The organism is Chromobacterium vaccinii (assembly GCF_001855275.1).
Classification (GTDB): domain Bacteria; phylum Pseudomonadota; class Gammaproteobacteria; order Burkholderiales; family Chromobacteriaceae; genus Chromobacterium; species Chromobacterium vaccinii.
In genome coordinates, this window is record NZ_CP017707.1 from 606,832 (window position 1) to 625,312 (window position 18,481).

7 protein-coding genes are annotated in these 18,481 nt (G+C 67.6%); all 7 read right to left on the reverse strand.

Translation table 11 applies throughout. From position 1 onward, the window contains the following. Positions 1 to 31: 31 nt before the first annotated feature. Genes BKX93_RS02955 through BKX93_RS24435 form a run of 7 tightly spaced genes read right to left on the reverse strand, consistent with a single transcriptional unit; the run spans position 32 to position 18,393 of the window. Complete coding sequence (locus BKX93_RS02955; RefSeq protein ID WP_070978667.1) at positions 32 to 1,267, reverse strand: beta-ketoacyl synthase N-terminal-like domain-containing protein; 1,236 nt, start codon at positions 1,265 to 1,267, stop codon at positions 32 to 34. Then, positions 1,254 to 1,493, reverse strand: coding sequence for an acyl carrier protein (locus BKX93_RS02960; protein ID WP_021476122.1), 240 nt, complete (start codon positions 1,491 to 1,493; stop codon positions 1,254 to 1,256). The genes BKX93_RS02955 and BKX93_RS02960 overlap by 14 nt, the downstream gene beginning before the upstream one ends. Positions 1,494 to 1,525: 32 nt before the next feature. Next, on the reverse strand, positions 1,526 to 2,275 hold the full coding sequence (locus BKX93_RS02965; RefSeq protein ID WP_070978669.1) for a polyketide synthase: 750 nt from the start codon (positions 2,273 to 2,275) through the stop codon (positions 1,526 to 1,528). Beyond that, the gene (locus BKX93_RS02970; RefSeq protein ID WP_070978671.1) at positions 2,272 to 3,060 is read right to left on the reverse strand and encodes an enoyl-CoA hydratase/isomerase; all 789 of its coding nucleotides are present in this window, start codon (positions 3,058 to 3,060) and stop codon (positions 2,272 to 2,274) included. Before BKX93_RS02970 ends, BKX93_RS02965 begins: the two co-directional genes overlap by 4 nt. Further along, positions 3,048 to 4,307, reverse strand: a complete 1,260-nt coding sequence (locus BKX93_RS02975) for a hydroxymethylglutaryl-CoA synthase family protein (protein WP_070978672.1) — start codon at positions 4,305 to 4,307, stop codon at positions 3,048 to 3,050. The genes BKX93_RS02970 and BKX93_RS02975 overlap by 13 nt, the downstream gene beginning before the upstream one ends. 52 nt (positions 4,308 to 4,359) lie before the next feature. After that, entirely contained in the window at positions 4,360 to 5,061 is a 702-nt protein-coding gene (locus tag BKX93_RS02980) for an MBL fold metallo-hydrolase (protein ID WP_052729381.1), read from the reverse strand. 15 nt (positions 5,062 to 5,076) lie between these two features. Continuing rightward, positions 5,077 to 18,393, reverse strand: coding sequence for an SDR family NAD(P)-dependent oxidoreductase (locus BKX93_RS24435; protein WP_070978674.1), 13,317 nt, complete (start codon positions 18,391 to 18,393; stop codon positions 5,077 to 5,079). Positions 18,394 to 18,481: the final 88 nt, after the last annotated feature.

Here is an 18,481-nt window from a genome sequence, read left to right on the forward strand (position 1 = left end):
TTTCACCTCCACTGAATCATTGTTTTACAGATCAGACGCGGCTAAAACAGACCGCTGTGTTGATGCCGCCGAAGCCCATGCTCAGATTCAAGGCATGCCGCATTTCGTGCCGCGCCGCCTCCGAGCCGGTCCAGCCCAAATCCGGAGCCATCGGACTATCCAGGTTGCGGGTGGGGTGCAAGCGCCCTTCCCGCATTTGCAGCAGGCCCGCGATCAACTCCACCGCGCCGGCGGCGCTCAGCCCATGGCCGACCAGAGCCTTGGTGGCGTTCAGGCGAACGTGGTCCAGTCCGCTGGCGCGCAGCGCTTGCAGCTCAGTGGCGTCGCCCAGTGCGGAACCTGTGCCGTGGGGATTGATGTAATCGATGTCCGCTGCGCGCAAGCCAGCGGTTTCGAGCGCCTGCCGTATCGCCTCCACCTCGCCCTCGAGTGAAGGATTCGGATTGCGGTTGCCATCCATCGCGATGCCCCGGCCGGACAGCCTGGCATAGGGGTTGATGCTCTTGCGCCCCGCGCGCTCCACCACCACCGCGCCGCAGGCTTCGCCGTAGATGAAGCCGTCGCGCCCCTCGTCGAATGGCCGGCAAGCGAGCTGGGGCGCGTCCGCGTAACGATCCGACCCCATCGCGCCCAGCGAGCGGAAGCTCTGGCACTCCCAATAGGACAGATCCATCAGCGCGCCCAGCGCGATGCAGACATCCACCCGGCCGCTTTCAACCGCCTCGCATGCCTGCAGCACCGCCAACTGTCCGCTGGCCGACGCGCCGCCCGCCGTATACGCCATGCCCCGTATGCCGAAGGCCTCGGTGCACAATCCGCAGATGTCGCTATCCATGAAGGACAACGCATAGGCCGGCCGTAAAAAGGATTCGCGGCCCCGATAGGCTTCCCGCGACAGCATCAACTCGCGCTGCTGGAGGTTGGAGCCCCCCACCACCAGGCCGATCCGGTGCGGCGGGACCTCATCCAGGCAAGCATCCAGCCAGGCTTCGCCCAGCGCCGCCAGCGCCGCCTTGCCCGACCAGGATGCGGCGCGCTGCAGCGATGGGGAGACTCGATCCGGCAGGCTGAGCTCGCCGATTTCCGCGCCGATGAACGGCGACAGGGCTGGATCGGCCTCCGGGCGTTGCCGGCCAGGCCGCTGCATGGCCGCGAAACGCTGACGGCCCTCCATCAAGCCCTGAAGGAAGTCCTTCCTGCCCTGGCCGATGGCCGAAACCACGCCCAAGCCGCTGACGAACAGATCCCGTCGCTCAAAGCTTCGCATGGATGATGCGGGCCAGTTCGCCGATGTTTTCCGCCTTGGCCATTTCGATCAGCGGGGCGTTGAGCGACAGCGACTCCAGCGTCATCATGATGATGTCGGCGCGGTCCACCGAATTGGCGCCCAGCGCGCGCAGCGAGTCGGACTCGCTGAACGCGTGGCCTTGCAGGTCCGGCACGATTTCCCGCGCGTGACGGGCGATGATTTCCAGCACGCCTTCCTGATTCATTCGTTTGCTCCTCTAGATTAAGCGATTGCGTGTCAACGCCCGAACAAGGCCTCGATCCGTTCCCGGACCTCGGGTTGGTGAAAGGTCTGTTCGTGCAACTCAAGTTCCTGCTCGATGAACGCCGGCAGCCTCGCGCGCAAAGAGGCGCTCAGGTGCCGTTTCAGCGCCACCAGCGACTGCCTGGGCTTCTCCGCCAGCGATGCGGCCAGCTCCAGCGCATGCGGCAGCACCTGCTCGCGCGGCAGCACGGGAAACGGCGCGCCTCGCCGCTGCAGCTCTTCGCCGCGGTAGTTGCCGGCTCCCAGCATCATTTCCTGGGCCAGCGCCGGTCCCAGTTTCTCCGGCAGCACCAGCGTCGCGCCCATGCCCGGCGTGAAGCCGTATTTCATGAAATTGGCGGTGTAGACGCTTTCCCGCGCCAGCACCGCCAAATCGGCGAACAGCCCTAGCACGAAACCGCCGCCGATGCCGTGGCCCTGCATCGCCGCCACCACCGGCAGCGGGCAATTCAGCGCCACACTGTACAGGTCCTTGTCGGTGAAGCGGTAGCGGCCCTCGAACAGGTCGCGCAGCCCTTCCTGGGTGCCGCCGCTGGAAAAATAGCTGTCGTAGCCGGTCAGCACCACGGCGCGGACATCCTGCCGCGCGCCGGCTTCGGCAAAGGCTTCGGTCAGCCGGTCTATCATTTCGAAGGTGAAGGTGTTCTTGTTGGCGCGGTCCTGCATCCGGATCAACGCCACGCCGGGCAAGGCGTTCTCCACCGCGACGACAGGCCCGCTCATGGCTGGCCTTCCCACGGGAAGCGGCCGGTCCTGACGAAGCGGGCGATCTTTTCCAGGTTGTCCGCGTCGGAAAACACTTCGACGTTGGCGGCCAGCGCCGGCGCCATAGACCGCTGCAGCGAATCGTCCAGCTCCGCGGCATAGCGCTTGTAGCGCGCGATGCCGGTCTTGCCCATGCGGCGCAGCCGCAGCAACTGGGCGCGCAGCAGCTTGTCGCTGTTTTCGTCGCAGGCGTCCACCAGCCCCCACTCTCTCGCCAAGGCCGCGGAGACCGGCTGGGTGGTCAAGGTCATGTAATTGGCCTTGGAGAAACCCACTCTCCGGATCAGGAAAGGCAGCACGCAGGCCGGCATCAGGCCGAATAGCAGCTCGGACAGGCCGAAAGTGGCCTTGTCGTCGCTGAGCACGATGTCGCAGGCGGAGACGAAACCGATGCCTCCCGCGTTGGCCTTGCCCTTGACATGGGCGATGGTGACGTAAGGTCCGCACGCCAACCTCTGCCACAGCCGGTACAAGGGTTCCGGATGCTGGCCCCCGCTCGCGTCGCCCGCGCCCAGCCTTTGCTCGATCTGGCGGAAGTCGGCGCCGGCGCAGAACACCTCGGGCTGCCCTTCCAGCACCACCACCTTGGCCGCCTCGTCGCAGGCGGCCAGCGCCGCGGACATTTCCTCTACCAGCATGTCGTTTATCGCGTTGCCGGCGTCCGGCCTGTCGATGCGGATGAAGCAGACCTCATCCTCCAGCCGAACCTGCAGCGTTTCCCAGCTCCGGTTCAGGAGATCCATTCGTACTCCCGATGGAACTCCTTGATTTCTTTCAGGAACAATACCGGGCGGCCCATCGTCTTGCGCGCTTCGGACAAGAAGCTGGTATCCACCATCAGGTTGCGGGTGCCGAATTTCAGCCTCAGATTGCGTTCCAGCAATTCGTCGTACTCCGCGATGGTCAGCGCGCGGCGGCGGTCCAGATGCTCGCCTATCCTCATCCCGCGCAGCCGGCGCTGACCTTCCGGGGTGGCGATGCCACTGAAAAACTCGGAGCAGCAGCCGGAGCCGTAGGAAAACACGCCGATGCGGCGCGGCGCATCGATTTCCGCGTGGTCTATCGTGCTGGCCAGCGATAGCGCCGCCGTCGCGCCCATGATGTTGCCCACGCGCTGGCAGTGCGCCATGCCGGGCATCACGCGGCGCTGGAAATCGGCCTCGATGTCGGCCGGGGTGGCCTTGGCCAGCTTGCGCATCATATTGCGGTGCGCGCCTTTGACCATGCCGCCAAACGGCGTGTGATAGGCCAGATAGGAAAAGGTTTGGGCGAAATCGGCCCCCGTCACGCGCTTCTGGTATTCCAGGAAAGCGTTTTCGCAGCAATTCAGATAGGACAGCAGCGACAGGTCGGTGTCGCCGGCATCGGTGTCCGGCGAAGGGCGGCAGGTGTCCATCACCTCGTAGCCGTAATAGCCGTTGGCGCCGACATCGATCTGGAAAATATGCGGCCGGTCGCTGACCAGCATGGCCACCGCGCCCGAGCCGCTGCTGGGCTCGGCGAACGACCAGTCGGCCGACAGCGCGTCGCCGCCCGCTTCCACCATGAAGCGCGACACGTCGGTGGCCAGCACCAGCGCCTTGGCGCCCGGCGAGGCCTGGGACAGCACGAAGTTGATCGCGTTCTGCAGGCCCGCCACGCCCGAGTAGCAGGCGTTTTTCAGCTCGAACAGCCGGCAGTTGCGATTCAGCCCCAGCAGGTCGTGGCAATAGGTGCTCATCGATTTGCCGAAGTCAAACGCGGACTCGGTGCAGGTGATCACCATCTCGATCCGGTCCTTCTCCTCCGGACTCAACGCGTCGATGATGGGCTTGGCCGCGTTGACCGCGAAGGTGATCGGGTCTTCGTACGGCAGCGCCACCGACTTTTCCTTCATCAGCAGGTTCTCGAACCGGCTCATGTCCAGTCCCCTATGCTCCGCCAGCTTGAACACGTCCAGACAGACCGTGCCGGAGAACACATTCATCGCTTCGATTCCAACAATACTCACGTCATTCCTTTCGAGTCACTGTGGTCGGCCGCGCAGGGCAGGCGCGCCGGATCTAACGGAAAGCGAGCAGCTTTTGCATGCTCTGCCCGCTGCGCAGCCGGTATGCCGCGAAGCTTTCCCGGTCGCGAAACTGGAGATAGATGTTGCAGGCCAGCACCTTGGACAGCGGCTGGCCGGGTTCCAGTTGGTAGGTATGGCCCGGATAGATGCGCGTATCCCTGGGCAATGTCCCCTTCAGCCGCTCCAGGCTATCGAACATCTGATGGGCCGCCGCTTCGTCGGGACAGATGCCGCAACCTTCGATGAACAGCACATCGCCGGTGAACAAATGGCCGCCAATCAGATAGCAGGCGCAGCCAGGCGTGTGGCCCGGGGTGAGGATGGGCTGGATGCGCAGCCCGCCCACCTGCCATGGGGTTTCGTCTATGGCGGCGAGGCGGGCTGCGCGGTAACCTGAGGCCGCGATCTCCCGCTCAGACATCCATACCGGGCAGCCGTGCCGTTCGGACAACTGCTCGGCCAGATGAATGTGGTCGAAATGCGCATGGGTGAGCAGGATGCCTCGCAGCCTGGCGGCGCGGCCAGCCAGCGCGGCCTCTATCTTTTCATCCTGCCAAGCCGGGTCCACCAACACCGCGTCGCGGCTGAGCGGGTCCATCGCGAGATAGTTGTTGTTCTTCATGAACTGGTGCTCGACGCGGATCACGTCGACCACCGGCGCCACCTCGCACTCCTCCATCCGCATACGCTGCATCGCTCAATCCACTCCTCAGTCCGCGTGCTGCAGCCGCGCATCCCCCATGGAGCCGGCCCCTCCGGCGAAGGCCCGCGCGTACAGCCTGTTCAGCCGGAGCAGCGGTTCGCCGTTTTGATTGAGCAGCAGAATATCGAACTGCTTAAGGTCGGAGGGACGGCCATGCGCAGATTCGCACAGCCACGCGCATGCGTAGCATTCCGGCGGCAAACGCCCCAGCAACTGGACGCCGCCCAGCGCGAAAGGCAGGTGCGGCGCGGCGCTTGCGCCCTGCCCCGCGACGCCCAGCACCGTTTGCAGCGCGCCGTCCACCAAACTGGGATGCAGCGAATACTGGTCGAAATCGGCCAGGCAGCTGTCGGCTAGCTTGAGCCGCGACAGCGCGTAGCCCTCCCCGATGTGCAGTTCCTGGATGGTCTGGAAGCCGGGCCCGTAATGGAAGCCCAGCTTCGCCAGCTCGGCGTAGCAATCTGCGCCGGACTTCGTCTGAGCGGCCCTGGCCTTCAGATCGTCCAGCCGGATGGGCTCCGCCGCCTCGCTATGGCTTGCCCGGCCATAGACCAAGCGGGCCTCGGCATGCACCACCCGCTCGTTGTCCTCGTCAAAGGACACGATCAGGCAATCCGCGCCATCTTCTCCGCCGCGCAAGACGGTCTTCACCAACTGGCTGCGGCCGGCGTCCAGCCGCAGCGGCTGGTTCCACACCACATCTTCCAGTCCCGCCACCGGGCGCTCGCCGGCGATGGAGCCGGCCACGCAGGCCAGTTCCAGGAAACCCGCGCCGGGGAACAGCCCCTGGCCATTGATGCGGTGGTCGCGGGCATAGAAACCGTCGCCGGACAAGCAGGACGAAAACGCCACTTCCTTGAGCGTGGAGGCATTCTCCGCCACCAGCGGATGCAGGCGCGGAGCCGGCGCGGCCGGCTGCGATCGCGTTCCGGGCTGCGAAGGCGCGGCATCGGACACCCAGTAGCGCAACTGGGCGAAGGGATAAGCCGGCAACGGCAGCCGCGCGGGCGGTTCGCCTTGATGCAGCAGCGGCCAATCCAGCTCCTGGCCGGCCACCCAGGCGCGGGCGATTTCCAGCGTCTCTCCCGCGTCGCGCAGCGCGCGCAGACGAGCCAGCTCTTCGTCCGCCAGCTTCCGGCGCCGCTGATGAGGCTCCACCCTGCCCTCCGCCATGACTGGAGCGGTTTCGCCGGCGGCCGCCAGCCGCAGCGCGTCCAGCAGGCTGGCGCGGTCGTTCGCGGCGATGGCCAACCGTTGCTCCATCGCCTCGCGGCCGGTCTGCAGCGTCCAGGCCAGCGCGTCCAGGTCGATGGTCTGGTCCCCGGCCACGCGCTCGGCCAGCCTGACGGCCTGCTCGCGCAACCGGTCCCCGTCGCGCGCGGACAGCGGGAACAGTTTCAACGCCTCGCAACTCCGCCCGGTCGGCGGCAGGTGCTCTTCCAGAATCAGGCAGGCGTTGACGCCGCCGGCGCCGAAGGAGTTGATCATCGCCCGGCGCGGCTGGCCGTCTACCGCCTTCCAATCGGCCAGCTCATGCTGCAAATAGAACGGCGAAGCGGCAAAGTCGATGTTGGGATTCGCCTCTCGGGCGTGCAGCGTCGGCGCGATCTGCCGATGGCGCAGCTGCAGCAGGATCTTGGCCACGCCGCCCATGCCGGCCGCCGACTCCGCGTGGCCGATATTGGATTTCACCGATCCCAACGGACAGTACTGCTTTTTATCGGTGCCGGCGCGGAAGGCCTGGCTCAGGGATGCCACTTCCAGGCTGTCGCCCAGTTGGGTGCCGGTGCCGTGCCCCTCGACATAGCCCATGGCCTCCGGACTCAGGCCGGCCTGGGCTAGCGTGCGGCCGATCAGCGCCGCTTGCGCGCCGGGGTTGGGCGCGGCGTAACCATTGCCTCGCCCGCTGTGCTCGTAGCCGCTGGCGGCGATCACGCCGTGAATATGATCGCCGTCTGCGAGCGCGCGCGACAGCGGCTTCAGCACCACGGCGCCGACGCCCTCGCCGGGCACGAAACCATCGTCGCCGGCGCCGAAACTGCGGCAATGCGCGCCGCGCGCCAGCATGCCGCGGCCGCACAGCGAGTAATACTTGGACGGATGCAGGTAAAGGTTGACCCCGCCGGCCACCGCCGCCTGGCATTCGCCCCGGCGCAGGCTTTCGCAAGCCAGGTGCATCGCCACCAGCGACGACGAGCAAGCGGTGTCCACCGGCATGCTCGGACCGTTGAAGTCGAAAACATAGGACACGCGGTTGGCGATGGACCACGGCATCGAAGCCGGGGACGCCATGTTTCCGCGGCGCCATTCGTCCGGCGCCAGCATCTGGTAGCTGTTGGTGGTGACGCCGCAGAACACCCCGACATCCGCTCCTCGGCCTTTGGGGTGACGCCTGCGCAGACTGTCCCGGGTATAGCCGGCATCCTCCAGCGCGCTCCATGCCGACTGCAGGAATAATCTCTCTTGCGGGTCCATCAGCCTGGCGTCGTCATCCGGGATGCCGAAGAACGGCGCGTCGAACTGGTCGACGCCGTCGAGAAAACCGCCCCAGCGGCAATAGATGCCCTGCTCGCCCTCGGCCCAGGCCTCGGCGTTCCAGCGCGCCGCCGGGACTGGCGAGATCAGGTCGCGCCCGGCCTGCAAGTGGGCCCAGAAGGTGTCCAGATCATCCGCTCCGGGAAAGCGGCCATGGATGCCCACTATTGCGATTTTTTCGCCGCTTTCCATCGGCGCGACAGCCGATGCGACAGCTAAACCCACGGTCGACGCCGCTTCGGCGGACTCGGCTTCGCCAGCGGGCGCCATCGGCGCCGCCAGCAAAGCGGACAAGGCCGGCGCGGCTTCTCTGCGCAGGTAGCCGGCCAGTTCCGCCACCGTCGCGCATTCATAGAACAGGGTTTTCGGCAACACGCCCAGGCCGCGCTCCAGCTCGGCGTTCAGGCGATTCACCATCACCGAATCCAGGCCGTAGGCGTCGAAACGCTCGTCAGAGTCTATCCTATCCTCCGGCAAGCGGATTTCTGCGCTCAACAGGCGCTTCAGGTAAGCTTCCACCGCCTCCTGCCCCAGACCGGCGCTCGCCACAGCCAGCGAAGAGGCCGCGGGGCGTGGCCGCGCGGCAAGATTGGCGTCCAGCCGCTCGGCCTCGCCGTACAGCGCGATGCCCTGCGTCAGCCCGGACGCCAGGAAATCATCCCAGCAGCGCAGGCCCAAGGCAGTCGGCAGCGGGTGGATGCCGGCCCGCTCGCGCAACAGCTCTAAATCGGCGCTGGCGATGCGCATGCCGCCATCGGCCCAGAACGGCCAATCTATCGACAAGGTCCGGCCGGACGAGCGCGCGGCCCGCGCTTCGGCGTAAGCATCGAGGAAGCGGTTGGCATAGGCGTAGTCGCATTGTCCGGCATTGCCGGCCACGCCGGCGATGGACGAGAACAAGACGAACAAATCCAGGTCCAGATCGCGCGTCGCCCGATCAAGGTGGACGGTTCCCAATACTTTGGCGGCGAGCACCGCATCCATGTCTTCGCGCGGCTTGTTGACCGCGTAGGCATCCCGATGCGCGCCAGCGCTGTGGATTACACCGTCCAGCCTGCCGAAGCGGGTCAGAATCTTCGCCACCAGCGCGTCCGCCCGGCCGCGATCAGCCACGTCCGCCTGCAGATAGACGGCCTCGCCGCCGCAGGCGCGCAGATGCGCCAGCCTGCTTTCGGTGTTTTCATCCGCCGCTGAGCGGCCGCTGAGCGCCAGTTTGGCGCCGTACTCTCGCGCCAGATGCTCGGCCAGCAGATAGCCCAGCCCGCCCAGCCCGCCAGTGATCAGATAGGCCCCACCCTGGCGGATGGACGCGCTGGTGCGGCCAGCCGCGAAATCGGCGTCATCGCAGCGTTCGATGGCGCGGACCTGACGGCGCGCTTGCGCCCCGTAACGCACTTCCTCTCCGCGCCAGTCGGCATCGCCCAGCTCGGCGAGCGCTATGGCGGCCAGCTCGTCGCTGGTCGCGGCGGCTTCCGCCCCGATCACGCGTCCGGCGATGCGCGGCGCTTCCAGCGTCAGGCTGCGCAGATAGCCGGCCAAGGCGGCGTGGGCGGGCAAAGCTCCCCGCGCCGCGGCCAGGATGCGCAGCGGGCCGGCGTTCTTGCGTCGCAATTGCGCCCGGCACAGGCTATGCAGCGCATGCACGCCGCCATCCAGCTGCGCGGTGATTTCGCCTTTCGCGCTGAAATGCAACACCGCGCGCGGCCGCAATCCGTCCTGCTCCAGATCGTCCAACAGGCGGTCGAAATCGGCGTCGCTGGCCATGTCCAGCTCATAACAACCCGCCTCGGCGCGGCGATACTCGCTGGCGGCGGTCGCTGAAGCGACCTGCGCCCCGGCATTTTTCAACGCATCCGCCAGGGCGGCTTCGGCGCCCAGCAACAGGATCCCGCCGCTCCACTCTCCGCCGGCCAGCGGCTGATCCCGCCAAACCGGACCATAGCGGCGCAACGCCAGCTCCGGCATCCGCGCTGCCTGCGGCGCGTCGGCGGGCAAAGCCGCCGCCAGCCAGTAGCGCTCCCTTTCAAATGGATAAAACGGAAGCGAGACGCGGCGGCCCGACGCATGCAGCCGCGCCCAGGCGATGTCCGCGCCGGCGATCCACAACCTCGCCAACCGATCCAGGTCTCGCTGCCTCAGCGCTACGTCGAGGAAGGCCGCGCCCGCCTCGCCATCCGTCAGCAGCGACGCGCCGTTTCCGGCATCGCGGACATTGCCTTCATGCGCCGCCTCGCCTTCGCCCCGCAGCCAACGCGCAAGCTTGTCCCGCCATTCGTCCCGGCTGGCGGCGATGACCGCCAACCGCTCAGGCAACGGCTCGCGCCCTAGCTGCGAGGTGTACGCGATATCGGCCCAGGCTGCCGATTCGTCCGTCGCCGCGAAGGCCAGCATGCGCTCGGCGTAGACCCGCAACGCGGCTCGGCTGCGCGCGGAGAGCAGGAAGATTTCCGGCTGGTCGGCTGTCGCCGGCGGCCGCGCGGCCAGGCATTCCTCTATCACCAGGTGGGCGTTGGAGCCGCCCGCCCCGAAGGAGCTGACGCAGGCGCGGCGGGCTTGTCCGTTCCGCCGCGGCCAATCCGCAGACGCGGTCTGCACCCGAAACGGAGAGGCATTGAAATCGATGAGCGGATTCAGGGTGTCGGCATGCAGCGACGGCGCCAGCTGGCCATGGCGGATCTGCAACAGCACCTTGGTCAGCGCGGCGATGCCGGCCGCCGACTCCAGGTGGCCGATATTTGACTTCACCGAGCCTATCGGGCAGGACTGGGCCTCCAGGCCGTCGCCGAACGCGCGCGCCAGGCCGGCGATCTCGATCGGATCGCCCAGCGAGGTGCCGGTGCCGTGCGTCTCCACGTAACCGATGGCGGCGGCGTCCACGCCGGCCTTGTCCAGCGCCGCGCGGATCACTTCAGCCTGCGCCGAGGGATTGGGCACGGTGTAGCCATTGGTCTTGCCGCCGTGGTTGACCGCGCTGGCCTTGACGATGCCGTACACCTGGTCGCCGTCCGCCAGCGCGCGCGACAAGGGCTTGAGCACCACCGCGCCCACGCCCTCGCCCGGCACGTAGCCGTCTCCGCCGGCGCCGAAACTGCGACAGCGGCCGTCGCTGGAAGAGAAGTTTCCCTGACTCAGATTCAAGTATTTGTTGGGATGAATGGAGACATTGACGCCGCCGGCGATGGCCACGTCGGCCTCGCCGCCGCGCAAGGCGTCGCAAGCCAGGTGAATGGCGGTCAGCGACGACGAGCACATGGTGTCCAGCGCCAGGCTGGGTCCATGGAAATCGAAGAAGTACGACACCCGGTTGGCGATGGATGCGAACGAGGAGCTGGGCACCCCGTCCTGCGGCGCGTTGACGCCATATAGCTCGTAATGGCCCCACATGGCGCCGACATAGACGCCGACGCGACGGCCGGCGAAACCGGTCTTGCCGTAGCCGGCATCCTCCATCGCCTCCCAGGCGGTTTCCAGGAACAAGCGCTCCTGCGGGTCCATCAGCTCCGCTTCCTTGGGCGAAATGCTGAAGAACAGCGGATCGAAACGATCCACGCCATCGAGGAAGCCGCCCCACTTGCTGTAGGTTTTGCCCGGCTGGTTGCGGCGCGGGTCGAAGAAGCGCGCGTGGTCCCAGCGCTCGGCCGGCACTTCGCCTATGCAATCCACGCCGTCGCGCAGATTGGTCCAGAACTCCGCCAGATTCGCCGCGCGCGGATATCGGCCGGCCAAACCGATGATGGCCACCTCGTCGCGGCCGCCGGCCGGCGGCGCGGTGAAGCGGGCCGCGCCCGGCAGCCAGCGCGCGGCTTGCGGCGGTCGCGCCGGTTCAGGCTGCGCGGCATGCTGGCCCAACCCCGCTATGGCCGCGACAGCGCCGGGATATTGGCGCGCCAGATGGCCGGCCAGCGCGTCCAGCGTCTGGTATTCGAACAACAGCGTCTTGGGCAAGGCACCGAAGTGGCACTCCAGCTGCTGAGTGAATTTCATCGCCAGCACCGAGTCCATCCCATACTTGTCCAGCGGAGCGCGGACATCCACCTCCCTTGCGGGCAGCTTCAGCAATGCGGCGAACTCGCCGGCCAGCCAACGGCGCGCGCCGTCGCGCAAGGCCTCCCCGCCCGTCCGTTCCGCGACGGAAGCCGCCGGCTCGGCTTCGGCGCGCGCCTCCAGCAGCGCGCGGCGCAGCTTGGGCAGATCGCCCTGCGCCACCGCCACCCGCGCAGCCCCCGACGCCAACGCCGCTTCTAGCGCGGCGACGCCGTTCGCCGTTTCCAGCGGACGCATGCCGGAGGCCTGCTCCAGGCTTGCCGCCTGGCCCTCGTCCAGACGCATGCCGCCCTCTTGCCACAAGGGCCAGGCGATGGACAGGCTGCGGCCCGCGCGCAGGCCTGCCTTCGCCAGCCGCGCGCGATGCTCGGCGTAACGGTCCATGAAGGCGTTGGCGGCGGCGTAGTCGGACTGCCCCGCATTGCCGTAAGCGCCGGCCAGCGAGGAGAACAGCGCGAAGAAGTCCAGCCCGATGTCGAGAGTGGCCAAATCCAGATTGACCGTGCCCGCCGCTTTGGGCACCAGCACCTTGGCGAAACCGGCGGCATCCTTGCCGGCCAGCAGTCCGTCAGCAGTCATGCCGGCGCTGTGGAGCACCCCGCTCAAGGCGCCGAACTGCGAAACGATGCTGGAAACCAGTTCCGCCACATCCGCGGCATCCGCCAGATCCACGCGGCGATACGCCAGCCGCCCGCCAGCCGCGCCGGCCTGCCCGGCCAGCTCCTGCAAGGCTTGGTCCTGCGCGCTTCCTGCCGGCGCGCGGCCGCTCAGCACCACGACGGCGTCGCGGGTCCGCTCCAGAATGGAGCGCGCGAACACGCGGCCCAGCCCGCCCAGACCGCCGGTGATCAGATAGACGCCGCCATCGCGGAAAGCAGGTGCATTTTGCGGCGCGGCAAGCTCGCGCCAGCGTTGGCCGGAAGCCTGGCTGCCCTGGAATTTCAGCAGCGTTTCCGACGGCAGATTCGCGGCGGCATTCAATTGGGCGGCCAGAACCGCCGCGTCGCGCGCCGCATCCGTCAGCAGCAGCTGGACGCGCAAGTTAGGCCGTTCCTGGCGGGCGCTGTCCAGCATGCCGCTCAGCCCGGCCAGCAGCTCGTCTTCGCCGCACGCGACCGCCACTTGCAGCGAAACGGGATCTTGCCCGCCAGCGAACAGCGCATGCAATCGTTTCAGCGTCGCCAGCGCCGCCGCCTGGAAGCGTTCGGCCGGCTTGGCCGCGTCGGGCAAATCCAGGGTTTCGACATCCACTTCGGGCAAGGCCCGGCGCAGCGCGTCCGGCTCCATGCCGTCCATGCCCAGCAACAGCGCCGCGCGGCGCCGGCCCGCATCCGCCGCTTGCGCTGCGGCGTGCGCAGGCAACGCCTCCCACGCCGGCTCGGCCATCAGTACCCCGTCGCGCCCGCCCTCCGCGCGCAGCTCGCGCACCTCAAGCCCTCGCAGTTGCACGCAGACCCGGCCGGCCTGGTCGCACAGATCAATGTCTATCCGGCCTAAATCGTCCCGGCGCAGCCAGGCATGCATCTCGGTCTGGCACGGTGCGAATGCCGTTATTGAGCCCAGCGCGAACGGCACTGCCGGCGTGTCCGGCAAAGCCCCGCCGGCCAGGGCGGCTGAGGCCTGCAAGGCGCTGTCCAGCATCCCGGGATGCAGCGCGTAGCCACTGGCCATGTCAGGCAGCGCCAGCCTGGCCAGCGCCTGCCCCTCTCCTGGAAGCAGCTCGGCCACGCCGCGGAAACCCGGCCCGTAATGCATGCCCATGGATTCGAAAACCCGGTACAGCTCCGCCGCCTTCATCTCTCCGGCGCCCATTGCGCCACGCAACGCCGCCAGATCCAGCGTTGGTCCGGCTGCCGAGGCCAATGGCGTCGCCTCGCCCAGGCAGAACGGCTCGTTCTCGCCGTTCGCCAACACTTCGAAGCCTATGCCGCCATCCGCGCGCGGCGTCAGCGCGACATGGACTTCTCCGGCCTGCCCGGCCGTCAGCGGACGCAGCCACGCTACGTTGTCCAGCCGCCAGACTGCCGGCCTGGCTTCGGCCGGCATGGCCAGCTCCGCCGCCGCGCGGGCCATTTCCAGATAGGCGGCGGCCGGCAGCACGCCGCGGCGCTCGCCGGCCATATTCAGCTTGTGATCGGCGAAAAAGAATTCGCCGCCGTCAAAACGGGAAACGTAGCGCTGTCGCGCGAGGTCCGATGCGTTTTCATGCAGCAAGGGATGCAGCGCGGCGGCGGCCCCGGCTTTGCGCGCCTTGCGCCGGTCGGCGATCCAGTAGCGATCGCGGGCGAAGGGGTAAGCCGGCAGAGAGATCAATCTGCCCGCCCCGCCGCTGCGCAAGCGGCTCCAGTCCAACTCCAGTCCTCGCGTCCACATCTCGGCCAGCCGCTCCAGCTTGCCGCGCGCGATCCAGCGCTCCACGGTTTCCCGCATGTCCTCGTCGCGGACCAGCGACGCGAACTCGTCGCCGTCCCGCCCGGCGTCGCCGCGGAAGCAAGCCTCGATCTCCGTCTCGCCGCGACAGAAGGCCTCCAGCCGTGCCGTCAGCTGGGGGAGGCTGTCGACGACAAAAGCCGCGCGCGCGTCCATCGCCTCGCGGCCGGCTTGCAGCGTATGGCTCAGCGCCGACAGCGACGGCTCATGCTCTTGACGGCGCAAATAGGCCAGCAGATCGCTCGCTTTTTGCGCCAGCTGCTGGCCGGTGCGCGCCGACAGCGGCACGATGGCCGGCCCAGCCAGCTCGCCGGCAAAGGCCGGCTGGATATACTCCGCCACGATCAGATGGGCGTTGGAGCCGCCGGCGCCGAACGAGGAAATACCCGCGATGCGGGGCAGCGCGCGGCCGTTTTCCTCCGGCGCGTCCCACGGCCGCAACGCCTGATTGACGATGAAAGGCGTGGATTCGAAATCGATGTGCGGATTCAACCGGGCGGAGTGCAGCGAAGGCGCCAGGCTGCGGTGCCTCATCTGCAGCAGCACCTTGGTCAGGCCGGCGATGCCGGCCGCCGATTCGCAGTGGCCGATATTGGATTTGGCGGAGCCTATCGCGCAGAATTGGCGACGGTCGGTGGATTCGCGGAACACCTCGGTCAGCGCGGCGATCTCTATCGGGTCGCCCAGCTTGGTGCCGGTGCCGTGCGCCTCGATATAGCCTACATGGCGGGCCTCGACGCCGGCGTCCTTCAAAGCCTGGCGGATCACGCTGGCCTGGGCCCGGGGATTCGGCACCGAATAGCCGTTGGTCTTGCCTCCATGGTTCAACGCGCTGCCGCGGATCACTCCGTAGATGACGTTTCCGTCGCGTTCGGCGTCCGACAGGCGCTTGAGCACCACCGCGCCGACGCCCTCACCGGGAATGTATCCGTCCCCGCCCTCGCCGAAGCTCTGGCAGTGGCCATCGCTGGAAATATACTGGCCAGCGCTGAGAATCAGGTATTTGTTGGGGTGTATCGTGACATTGACGCCGCCGGCGATGGCCAGCTCGGCGCGGCCGCTCTTCAAGTCCTGGCAGGCCAGGTGGATGGCGGTCAGCGACGATGAGCACATGCTGTCCAGCGTCATGCTGGGACCATGCAGGTTGAGCAGATAGGACACCCGGTTGGCGATGCTGGCGTAGCTGACCGGCACGCCCACTCGCTCCCCGTCCAGACTGGCTTCGGCGCCGAACAGCTGGTACTCGCCGTACATCACGCCGACATAGACGCCCACCTGTCCTGGCAGATCGCCGTCGCGCGGAATCTGCAATGCGGCCCGGCTGTAGCCGGCGTCCTCCACCGCCATCCAGGCGTGCTGCAGAAACAATCTCTCCTGAGGATCCAGGTATTCCGCGTCTACCGGCGGGATGTTGAAGAACAGCGGGTCGAATTCGTCTACGCCCTCGATGAAGCCGCCCCATTTGCTGTAGTGCGCGCCCGGTTTGGTTCGGTCCTCGCTGTAATACTCTCGCCAGTCCCAGCGCTCGCGCGGCACCTCGGTGACGCAGTCCTCGCCGTCGCGCAGCTTTTGCCAGAAGGCGTCCACATCCATGGCCTGCGGATAGCGGCCGCTGAGTCCGACGATGGCGATGGGCTCGTCGCGGCGCTGTGCGGGAGCGGCTGCCGGCTTGGCCAAGGGCCGCATTGCGCGCGCGGCTGGACGCGGAGCGGCGGGAGGCTGTCGCTTCGCGGCGGTTTCCGGCCGCGCCCCAGCGAACAGGCCGTCCAGCTTATCCGCATGCGCGCGCAGGAAATAGCCGGTCAGCTCATCGATAGACTGATATTCGAAAAACAACGTCTTGGACAGCGGGCCGAAGGTCTTTTCCAGCTGTCTGGTCAGGTCCATCGCCAGGATGGAGTCTATGCCGTATTTTTCCAACGGCGCGCGCGCGTCTATCTTGTGGTGCGCCAGCTTGAACAGCGCCGCGAACTGGCGGCGCAAGTAGTCGCGGGTTTTATCGGCCAGGTCGCCGCCAACGATGGCCGGCATCGGCTCTTCAATCGGTTCCAATCCAGCGGACGCCGGCGCGTCGAACAAAACCTGGCGGATGCGGCGGCCATCGCCCTCCACCACCACGGTCTGGGACACCCCTGACGCCAGGCTGATCCTGAAGGCGGACATGCCGCTCTGCGTCTGCAGCGCCCGCATGCCCGTGGATTCGAACATCGCGGCCAGCTGGCTCTCGGGCATGCTCATGCCGCCGTCGCGCCACAGCGGCCAATTGACGGCCAGCGCGCGGCCCTGGCGCAAGCCTTGCTCCGCCAATTGGCCGCGGTGCGCGGCGAAAGCGTCGAGAAAACCGTTTGCCGCCGCGTAATCGCCCTGTCCCGGATTGCCCAGCACGGATGCGCCGGATGAGAACAAGGCGAAGAAATCCAGCGGCGAATCGGCGCAGGCCAGGTCCAGATTGACTGTGCCGGCCACCTTTGGCGCGAGCACGCTGCGGAATTCCGCCTCATCCTTTCGCGCCAGCAGCTTGTCCCTGACCGTGCCGGCGCAATGCAGCACGCCGTTCAGGCCGCCGTGAGCGGATGCGATATCGGCCACCGCGCGGGCCGCCGCGTTGCGGTCGGCCAGGTCCAGCTGCCGATAGTGCAGCCGCGCCCGCGATGCCGGGTCCGGCGCGATCTCGCCAAGCCGGGCCTGGATGCCCTCCCCGTCGGCGGCCCGGCCGGCCAGCACCACGCGGGCGCGCGATGCCTGGCTCAGGATGTCGGCGGCGAACAACGCCCCGATGCCGCCCAGCCCCCCGGTGATCAGGTAGACGCCGTCTTCTTTGTACGCCAGCGGAGCGTGCTCGTCCGCCGGCAGCGCCGCCCAGCCGCGCGTCTTGCGCATGCCGTCGCGATAATCGACCAGCGCGTCGGCGCCGGACTCCGCCTGCAGTCGCTCAGCCAGCGTTGCCGCGTCGCAGTCCGGCTCAAGCAACAGCAATTGCGCGCGCAGCCGCGGACGCTCGAGCGCGGCAGTCCGCAGCAGGCCGGACAAACCAGCGTGCAGCTCATCGGCAACCGCCAGTTGCAACAGGACTTCTCCTTCTTCGGAGGACAACCGCTGGATCGCGCGCAGGCAGGCCAGCGCGGCGGCCTCGTAGCCGCTGGCCGCGTCTTCGCCAAGCCAAGGCAGGCATTCGATGGACGCGCCCGACAACGCCCTCCCCAGCGCATTGGCCTGCCCATCTGCCACGCCGCACAACAACACATGGCGGCTGCCCTGGTGGCTGCCCGACGCCACCGCCTCGCGCCAGACCGGCTTGGCGATCACCAGCTCGTCGGCCGAGCCGTTTTGCAGAGGCCGCGAGCAAAAACCGCGCAGCGCGGCGCATACCCTGCCATCTTCGTCGCAAAGGTCGATGTCCAGCCGCGCGGTCAGATCGCCGCCGGGCTCGCCCGGACAGCGGCGCACCCAGGCGAACATGCGCCGCGCGCAGCCGGCGTAAACGGTCAGGCGGTCCAGCGCGAACGGCAGAGAAGGCTCGTCCGGCGCGGCGGACGGGTCGGCCAGCAAGCCCATGGCAGCTTGCAGCGCGCCGTCCAGCAGGCTTGGATGCAGCCGGAACGCGCCCAGCGTATCGCCCACCGCGGCCGGCAGGCTTAGGCAGGCCAGGACTTCGCCATCGCCGCGCAGCACCCAGTCCACCGGCCGGTGGGCCGGACCGAAACGCATGCCCATCGCGTGATAGGCGGCATACAATTCCTTCGCGTCCAGCCGGCCGGCCATCATGCGCGCCTGAAGTCCCGCCAGATCCAGCTTGGCGGGCGGCTCGTCTGGCGACGGCCTGGCCGTGCCGCGGCAGTGCGGCGATGGTTCCCCGCCGCCGCCGGGCACGCTCAGCACCTCGAAGGCGATGTCACTGCCCTCGTCGGCGGACAGCTCCAGCAGCACATCGACGCGGCCGTCCGCCACCACTGGCTGCAGCCATACCACGTCGTCGAGGCGCAGCGCGTCGGATGCCTGGCGTTCCGGCGAAGCGTCCACTGCGGCTGCGCGAGCCATTTCCAGGTAGGCGACCGCGGGCAATACCCGGATGGGCTCGCCAGTCTGCACCGCCACCCGATGGTCGGCCAGGAAGAACTCTCCACCGTCGAAGGACGAGCCGTAGCGCTGGTGGTAAAGATCGGAAATATTGTGCTGCAGCAGCGGATGGCGCGCGCCGTCCGGACGCCCCGCGCCGCGCTGGCCGGCGTACTGCCGGATCAGGCCGAAGGCGTTGTCGCGGGACAGGCGTCCTTCTTTCAATTCGCTCGCCACGTACTCGATAAAATCCATCATCTCTCGTCTCTTTCTCCGCGCGGCCGCAGCCGCCGCGCTGTCATGGATCGCACTCGCGCGCGCCGCGCTGGCGGCGCGTGGCGGCTTG

Excerpts from the sequence above, each read along its gene's own strand:
- BKX93_RS02955 (WP_070978667.1), bottom strand. The coding sequence starts at position 1,267 with ATGCGAAGCTTTGAGCGACGGGATCTGTTCGTCAGCGGCTTGGGCGTG.
- BKX93_RS02960 (WP_021476122.1), bottom strand. The coding sequence starts at position 1,493 with ATGAATCAGGAAGGCGTGCTGGAAATCATCGCCCGTCACGCGCGGGAA.
- BKX93_RS02965 (WP_070978669.1), bottom strand. The coding sequence starts at position 2,275 with ATGAGCGGGCCTGTCGTCGCGGTGGAGAACGCCTTGCCCGGCGTGGCG.
- BKX93_RS02970 (WP_070978671.1), bottom strand. The coding sequence starts at position 3,060 with ATGGATCTCCTGAACCGGAGCTGGGAAACGCTGCAGGTTCGGCTGGAG.
- BKX93_RS02980 (WP_052729381.1), bottom strand. The coding sequence starts at position 5,061 with ATGCAGCGTATGCGGATGGAGGAGTGCGAGGTGGCGCCGGTGGTCGAC.
- BKX93_RS24435 (WP_070978674.1), bottom strand. The coding sequence starts at position 18,393 with ATGATGGATTTTATCGAGTACGTGGCGAGCGAATTGAAAGAAGGACGC.